Source organism: Thiocystis violacea (genome assembly GCF_016583575.1).
GTDB classification, from domain to species: domain Bacteria; phylum Pseudomonadota; class Gammaproteobacteria; order Chromatiales; family Chromatiaceae; genus Thiocystis; species Thiocystis violacea.
The window spans coordinates 41,927-49,967 of record NZ_NRRG01000038.1 but is presented as its reverse complement, the minus strand read 5'-3'; the positions used below and the strand labels follow the sequence as shown (position 1 = coordinate 49,967).

Below are 8,041 nucleotides of genomic sequence, written 5' to 3'. Positions count from 1 at the left end.
TTTGGTGCCCAGGGGCGGAATCGAACCACCGACACGCGGATTTTCAGTCAACAGCGCAACCGTTATAAATCAACGGTATAGCCAAAATCATTCTAAGTAAACAAGCAAACCGCACCTAAGCGAATCAACATCTTACAGAGCGTTTTAAGGAGGCTTTTCGGCCACTTAAACCTCAATCTCCACCGTCGCCAACACCGGCGCCTCTCCCTCAATCACGCCCACGCGCACGAACACCCTCGCGCCGGCCAGCGCCTCGCCGCTGGCGATGACCACCCCACCACCCGGCAAAATCACGCGCCGAGCGCCGTCGGACAGGACCGCCTCGACGGTGCCGACGAGGAGCGGAGCGGCTGGGGTCAGGGACTTGAATCTGGACCAGACGTTCACCCCTCCACCTCCCGGCTTTCCGCTTCGATCGTTTGCCAGATTTCCAGGCCCTTGGCGCTCCAACTAGCGGTGACGGACAGGCTCCGCGAGAGGGTCATCTCGCCGCTGATCGAGACCAGTTCTCCGGGCTGGATGAGGCGCGGCGGGTCGGTACTGTCGGAGGGCATCAGCAGGGTTTCCAGGGTGAGGATGGAGCCTGGCCCGGAGGCGCTGAGGACGGCAATCGCGCGGGCGCGGGCGGCGAGGCCCTCGGTGTCGCAGATCAGCGGGTCAAGCACCAGCTCGGCGAGCTGGGCGCCGTCGGTGCCGGCGATCTTGGCGAAGGTCAGCAGGCCCTCGGTGGTGCCGCCGATCCAGACGCCGTTGACGAGTGGGCGGCGGTCGTCGGCGCGTTCGAGTGAGCGCGGGACGGATTCTGGGATCAGGTGATCGGGCGGCGTCTCTGACCATTGCCAGGGCGGCGCTGGGTAGCGCGGATAGGCGCGGAGGATGTCGTCGGCCGGATCGCTGAGCAGGCAGCCGTCGACCGGGCGGGCGAGTTGGGTCAAGCGGTCGATCGGGGTTCCGCTCCACCGCAGCACATCGGCCGGGATCAGCCAGTCGGGCAGAGCGGACCAGTCGACGGTCCAGCCGCTGTTCTCCAGGGCCTGCCCGGCGGCTTGCGCAGCGCTGGTGGGGATGGCGTTGGCGCCGGCGGTCGCGGGGGTGTAGGGCGCGGCAAGCCAGGCGGAGCGCGAGCGCCCGGACAGACTGACACTGTCGCGGGCGAACTGGCGCTGATGCGTGGGCGAGTCGAGCAGGAATTGCCAGACGTAGCCGTTGACCGTGGCCTCGACCTCGATCGGCAGATAGGCGGGGGCGAGCGGGGCCACCAGGGCGTAGGCGTCGCGCCCAACCAGGGTCGCCGAGAGCGACCAGGCCCAGGAATCGACATCCGCGCGGATGGTCAGCGCGGTGCAGGGGAGCGGCGTGCGGTCTGGCAGGCGGACGAGTGAGGCGCTATTGAACACGTAGTACCACCGTTTGGTAGGGGCGATTCGGCAGCGTCGGCCGATGTGCAGGGCGGTCCCTGGGAGCGGCCAGCCGATACAGAGCCGCACGGGGCCGGAGCCGGGACCGGGACTCGGCGGACGGGGCGGACGGATCCGCAGCCAGTGGCCGGGATAACCGGCGTCGCGCCAACGGGTGACATGGCCCTCGCGGATCGGCTGGCCGTCGACCCAGCGGATGGCGAGATCCCGGGTTTCGAGATCTCCGTCGCGCCATTGGTCGCTGAGGGCGCCGGTGGCCAGCGGCAACCCGATCCACAGCGTCTCCGTCGACGCCGAGGCGCGCCGGGCCTCTCCCCATTGATCAGCGCCGGGGGCGTTGAGCGAGGGGGCCTGATCCCATCCAGTGACGACCGGCTCGGCGCGGAGCTCGGCGGCTCGCCAGTCGGTGCGGACGGACCAGGCCATGGCCAAAGCGTCGCGCCACGCGAGCGCGGGGCCTTCACGGGCGGGATCGGCTGGAGCCCAGCGCGGACGGGCGAGCGCGGCGGCCTGGGGCGCGTCGCGCGAACGGGCGCGGCAGGCGACGCCGGCGAGGACGCCAGGGCTCCACTCGGAATCGCGCGCCGAGATCACATCGGAGAGCAGATTCGGATCCCAGGCGGTCGCGGCGATGGCCCGGCTCGGGCGCGAGCGCGCGGCGATGACGGCGATCCGGACCACGCCCGCGCGCAGACTGGCGCGCGATGGGGCGGAGCGCGCGGCAATGGTCGCCGAGCGGTTAAGCGCGGGATCGAACCCGAGCGAGAGATCCACCCGCCCGACGGGCGGCGTGTAGGGGCCATCGGCCCCGATCGACAGCGCCGCGTGACCGACGGGCGGCACATAGGGCACGAATCAGCCCTCGGCGACGACGAACGATAGCAGGTTGAGATAGCCGCCGGCGACTAGGGCGAGCGAATCGAACTGGACCGCGGCGCCGGAGCCGAACAGCCCGGCGTCGAAATCGCAGACCGTTTCCCCGAGGTTGCCGATCCCGCGCGCCCAGGCGGCGTTGTCATCGGCCAGGATCAGCGCGGACGGGACCGGATCGGCGGTGAACACGCCGTTTTCGATCTCACCGATGGGGTCGGGTAGCGCGAACTCGGCCAGGAGGACTTGGGTGGTGATGGCTCCGCCGTTGGTTTCCGGGCGCGGGTAGCTATAGACCTGGAGCCGACCGCCGGCCAGGCGCGGCCAGGTCACGGCGGCGCGGGCATTCTGGATCTCGACGGGATAGCCGACCTCGTCGGTCATGGCATGGGCTCCGGGGTGATGAGATCGGCGATCGCGGCGTTCAGGGGATTGTCGCCGTGGTCGTAGGCGATGGCGAAATAGCCTTGCTCGCGATACGCGATCCAGTCAAACCTGTAATTCCCGGCCTCGTCGCTCCAGGTCTCGCGGATGCAGCGGGCGGATTGGCGGTCGAATAGGCGCACGCGGTAGGGGCCGACGGCGCCGAGTTCGTCGACGGCGCCGATGATTCGATAATGGCCCCCGTCGTAGACGTCTCGCGCGGCGATCACGAGCGGATAGACAATCCCTCCCATGATTATCTCCAGGGACCGGTTAGGTCCATTATGGCCACGCATTTGTTCGATGCGATTATCATATATTGCGCGAGCACTGTGCGCGGTGCCGCGTTGATAATCACGTTATCGACAATCGTGCCGTCTGGCGGGTTTCCATCGTGCAGTGGGCTACACATCCCCGGTCGCACCCCTCGATAATACCCTCCAGCGAACACCAGGATCGGGCTGGCGAGCAGGTTGTTATCGACCGGGTTCGGATAATTGCCCATCCCGCCTGATCCGACACGAGTGGTTTGCAGCGCCGAAGCGTAATGACCGGCGGGGACGGCTCCTCCGACTTGCGTATGGCTGCGGCAAATCTCTCCGCCATTACTAGAGCCAAAATTATGCAGAACGCTTGTATTTGCCGAGGCCGACGTAGAGGCGATCAGCATGCAAAAATAGGCGTCTGTCGAATTCGCTTTGATTGGATCCCCGAACAGTCCGTTTCCGTACCAGGTGCCGGCGTCGTATTTGATAAACCAATAGACCGCATACCCGTCGGCAACAATGCGCCAGGGACGCCCTGTCGTGTTAGCTGCTGCCGATTTTACCGTGTATTGCGGCGTGGATGACCCGGCCCCTGTATCCACGTCCGTCATCGACTCATACATGATCAGCGTCGGGTATTGCGCGGGTGTATCATCCACGCGCAACACCATCGCTGTCGTATCTGGTTCCGTGCGGGCATAGACAGCCTTATTCGTGCCGCTGAACGGTTTCGCCCAACCCGCCGGCGCCCGCCTGACCGTAATCGCTCCGCTCGCCGCCCCGTCGGCGACCCCCTCTACCGCGAATGTGAGCGTCGTCGCACTGCCGACCGAGGCCACCCGCCACTCGCCATTCAACCACGCCGGAGTCGCCCCCTCGACCAGGATCACAGGCCCGGTATTACCGACCATCGCCAGCCCGTGCCCGGCGCTGACGATCGCGGTCGCGATGCCGTCCTCCACCGAGAGGCTATCGACCGTGACCGATCCAAACCCATTGACTAGGCAGGCATCGAGCACCGCGATCAGGGCTCCGGCCGTGCCGGAGAGCACGGGCGCGCCCGGCATGTCGCTACTGAAATACTTAACGCTGGTATCAGGTAAAGGCATGATCAGGCGTCCACATTTCCGACGAATAGAAACTCCACCGAATCCGTCAACCCGGTCGGCTGGCTCGGCTGGACCGCGCGTGCGAGATCGACCGGGAAGGCCGCCCCGCTGAGGTTGAAGCGCAGACAGTTACCGGTCGCCCAGCCGGCGCCCCAGCCGCGATAGTCCAATTTGAAATACCGCAGACCGGTGAGGCTGTTGATCGGCTCGCAGTCGGTCGTGATGTCACCGACGCCGATCAGTCCGAGGTTCTCGCCGACGATCTGGAAGGCAGTCGCGGAGGTGAAGCGGATCAGGAACCGATCCGGATAGGCGCCCTCGTTGGCGACCAGGACCGGATAGAGCGTGTCGTTGAACTGCGCGAGCGGCTCGGAGCCGATCAGGGTGTCGGCCCATTCCCCGGTCCAGCTCGATTGCGCGAACAGGTGCGAGACGCTCGCTTGCAACGTGCCAGCGAACAGGACGCCGGAGCAATAGGACTCGTCGGCCGGGTAGGCGTGCGAGAGCTGGCTCATCAGGGTCAGTTGGCCGTTGATGTCGGTGTCGACCAGGCGGGCCAGATCGGCGACGGTGTGCCGCACGACCCAGGGCGGGGTGAATCCGCTGGTGTCGAGCGAGGCGCCCATGGTGACGGTGCCGAGTACGCGGTCGATGACGTACTGGTCGGCGCCGAGCCGCGCGCCGAGGCTGTCCTCGATCGCGACGCGGTAGAGGCGGGTGCGCTCGCAGTCGATGACCTGGGTGGGAGAGAGATTCGTGACCGCGACGGTATCGGTGTGATGGGCGAGCACGAGCTGCCCCGGGCGGAAGATCAGCGCCTGACCGTCGGGCGGGAGCTTGGCGGCGTCGAGCCCGAGCAACGTGGAGTCGGGCGGGAGATAGGTCGAGGCCACGGCGTTGTAGACGATGGTCTCGGCCAAGGCGAGGCGCGGGCGCCAGATCTGATCGACCTCAGCGACCGTGACCACGGCGTTCGGATCGTACCAACTGGAGGCCAGATCCTCTGGCGTGAGATCCGCGACCGCGACCCAGCGCCCGAACCAGGCATGGACCACGCCCCGGTAGACATCGACCTCAATCCGGCAATCGTTGTCGTCGACGCGCCCGGTACCGTCGACGGTTTTGCTGTAGTTGACGCCGGTCAGGTCTGACCAGCGCAGTTGCAGGGTTCCGGATTTGATCGGACTGACCGGGGTGCGGAACGATACGCGGTCGATCGGCTGGGCGCCGATCTGGGTCAGCAGGCCCTCGACGCTGAGGGTGTTTGGCTTATCGGGGAGCCAGTCGGTCAGGCTGACGACGCCGGTCGATGGGTCGAGCGTGCCGGCCACCGCTCCGGCGCCGGTCTCGGGGCTCGGGTCGCGGTAGATCAGACCGGCCTGGTCGACATAGAGCGAGGAGCCGAACCGGAACCGCAGCGATCCGCGTACGATGCGTTCGTTGTAGCCGGGGGTCAGGTCGAGCCGCAAGTCGTTAAGGATGAGGGTTTCGCTGGCCGGGGTGCCGACGTGATCGGCGGGCAGGTAGCTGGCGGTGACTGCCCCGCCCTCGTAGAGATAGCCGGCGAGACCATCCTCGAAGCCGGTGAGGACGCGGCGCCACTCGGTGATGATCTGATTGCCCTCGGTGCGGGTGCCGGTGTCCTCGCGCTCATAGAGCGGGATCTTGATCGGCACGAGCCCGTAGGGGAACACGGAAAAATCGTTGCTGACGTAATCGACCGAGCCAGTCGGCCCGGTGGGGCTGACCAGGGCGCCGGAGCCGTCGCGGTCGCGGAAGGTGATGGTTGGCATGGGTTTACCCGTTGTAAGGCGAGACGCGGAGGCGCCAATTCGTCAGCGCGCACGATCCGCTGAATATGGCCCTGGGGTTCGACGCCGTGAACGTCACGCCGGCGACAGTGAACTCGGCGCGCGAGCTGTAGCCCGGCAGCGAGACCGAGGCGGTCCCGATCGCGTTGACGGCCTCGGCGGCGGTTATCGCGGCGACGGCGCTGGGGAAAACCGTTGTCGATAGGGCGCTGGCGGCGCAGGTGGCGTTGGTCAGGGTGCCCCATAGGCGATAGGTCGTCGGCGCCGGGCTTGGCGGCGCCGGGCTTGGCGTGTCGGGAGCGCTCGGCAAGGGCGCCGCGGGCGCCGGGATATCCTCCGCGTCCTCTCCGGTCTGCTCGATGTAGTCGGCCAGGGTGGTCTCGACCGTGACCACCAGCGTTCCCGGTTTCGCGGCCTCGGACAGGACCAATTCCAGGTCGCCGCTTTCGGCCAGCGCCGGGCCGGTCCAGGTGTCCTCGACCAGCGCGGCCGGATCGCCCCATTCGTAGTCGAGCGTGATCTCGGTGCCGCGCGCGGGGATGGTGGCCGGCTCCAGCCACCAGGCGCCGGTGCGGTAGACGATGCGCGCCTCGCCGCCGGCGCCGGTCAGGATCCCGTCTCCAGCGGTGTCTTCCAACGTCAGGGCGCCCCAGGAGATCGTGACGGTGCCCGGCAACACGTTGGGGTTCGCGGTCTGGCCGCGCACGATCAGCGCTGGCGGGGCGCGATCGGTGCGATCCAGATACTCGACCGCGGTGCTCCAGGCGTAGAGGATCTCGGACTCGGCATCGGGAAGGGCGCCGGTGGTCAGGGTCACGGTGCCGCTGGCGAAATTGATCTGGCCGGTGCCATAGCTGGAGTCGGCGCCGGTGAGCTGGCCAGCCCCCTGGTCGGTGAGCTGGTACCACTCGTTGTTCACCCGATAGGCGACGCGCAGGGTTCCGGGCTGGGGGATCGGCGTCAGGGTGATGACCCAGACGTAGCCGCGATTTTCGACCGTGACGACCTGGGTGGCGGTGTCGGCGACCCGCAGCGGTTTGGCGGCTGGGCGGAACGTCAGGGTCTTGGTCGCGGTGCCATAGCTCGGGCAGGTGTCGTTCCAGACGATGACGCCCGCGCCGTAGTCGATCCGCCCGACATCGAGCCCGGACAGGCGCATGACCCCGTTGCTGTCGCTGATCGAGGCCCCGCTGACGCTGACGGTCAGGGTTCCGGGCAGGACCGGAGAGCCCAAGAAAAGGCTTTTACTCGGCCCGACGACGTTGAGGGCGGTGGTCGCGGTGACGGTTCCGGAGCCGGTTCCGGTCAAGGCGATACTGTCGCCGCCGGGCGTGACGTCGGGCAGGGCGGTTTCGCTGAACGCGGTCGGGATCAGCGGGGAATAGATCGACGCGACCCGCAACCCGTAATCGCCCACGTCGGCGTCGGCGCTGAGCGGAGCGATGCCGTTGATGGTGACCGCGTCGTGGTTGTAGCGGGTTTGGTAGGCGATCGTGGCCGGGGTGCCGGGGTCCGTGCGGGTCGGCTCGGTGCCAGCATAGGCGTGACGTAACGGCTCGGCCAGCTCGCAGACCACCGACTTGACTTGGAACCCTCCATCGCTATCGTAGATCGTCACCAGTTCATCGACCACCCGGGTGATCCAGATCACCTGGCTATGTGTCTCGGTGTTGGACGAGAACGCGACCAGCTCCAGCCGACGGCCCACGGGGGGGATCTCGACATCCGGGCGAACCCAGAGCATGACGGCGCGCTGGCCGATCCCGTGCGGCCCCCACAAATGGCCCATATAGCGGGCTCCGCGCGCGATCCCGCTTTCCAGCTTGGCGCGCAGGGCGGTGCGTTCGTCGTAGAAATCCCCGGTGCTGAACGCCAGCACCGAGACGGCCGGGTCTTCTGGCGGGCGGAAGACCACGACGCCGGCGTCGAGGTATTTATCGGCGGCGTCGGAGGTGACGGCGGCGTAGATCTTGCGGATCGAGACGTCTCCGGCGGCGCGGTCGACGTCGGAAAGATCGTCGAACACCGAGTTTTCGGCGCCCGAGACGATCTCGACGGCGGTCATTTTCCCGCCGCCGTCATCAAAATCGGTCATGCGCTCGGACTGGAACCAGCGGAGGTCGGAAACGGTAATCGGCATGGTC

The 8,041-nt window shown here is 67.1% G+C and carries 7 protein-coding genes; all 7 read right to left on the bottom strand.

Annotated features, from left to right (window positions below; translation table 11 throughout):
* Positions 1-165: 165 nt before the first annotated feature.
* Genes CKO27_RS16740 through CKO27_RS16710 form a run of 7 tightly spaced genes read right to left on the bottom strand, consistent with a single transcriptional unit; the run spans position 166 to position 8,037 of the window.
* Positions 166-387, bottom strand: coding sequence for a hypothetical protein (locus CKO27_RS16740; protein ID WP_200376059.1), 222 nt, complete (start codon positions 385-387; stop codon positions 166-168).
* Positions 384-2,270, bottom strand: coding sequence for a hypothetical protein (locus CKO27_RS16735; protein ID WP_200376058.1), 1,887 nt, complete (start codon positions 2,268-2,270; stop codon positions 384-386). Before CKO27_RS16735 ends, CKO27_RS16740 begins: the two co-directional genes overlap by 4 nt.
* A gap of 3 nt (positions 2,271-2,273) precedes the next feature.
* Positions 2,274-2,672 (bottom strand): hypothetical protein, encoded by a 399-nt coding sequence (locus tag CKO27_RS16730; protein WP_200376057.1) that lies wholly within the window; start codon positions 2,670-2,672, stop codon positions 2,274-2,276.
* A complete protein-coding gene (locus CKO27_RS16725; protein WP_200376056.1) occupies positions 2,669-2,965 on the bottom strand; it encodes a hypothetical protein in 297 nt (98 codons plus the stop codon). The genes CKO27_RS16730 and CKO27_RS16725 overlap by 4 nt, the downstream gene beginning before the upstream one ends.
* Positions 2,966-2,967: 2 nt before the next feature.
* Complete coding sequence (locus CKO27_RS16720; RefSeq protein ID WP_200376055.1) at positions 2,968-4,086, bottom strand: hypothetical protein; 1,119 nt, start codon at positions 4,084-4,086, stop codon at positions 2,968-2,970.
* Positions 4,087-4,088: 2 nt separating this feature from the next.
* Entirely contained in the window at positions 4,089-5,879 is a 1,791-nt protein-coding gene (locus tag CKO27_RS16715) for a hypothetical protein (RefSeq protein WP_200376054.1), read from the bottom strand.
* Positions 5,880-5,883: 4 nt separating this feature from the next.
* On the bottom strand, positions 5,884-8,037 hold the full coding sequence (locus tag CKO27_RS16710; protein ID WP_200376053.1) for a hypothetical protein: 2,154 nt from the start codon (positions 8,035-8,037) through the stop codon (positions 5,884-5,886).
* Between the last annotated feature and the right edge of the window lie 4 nt (positions 8,038-8,041).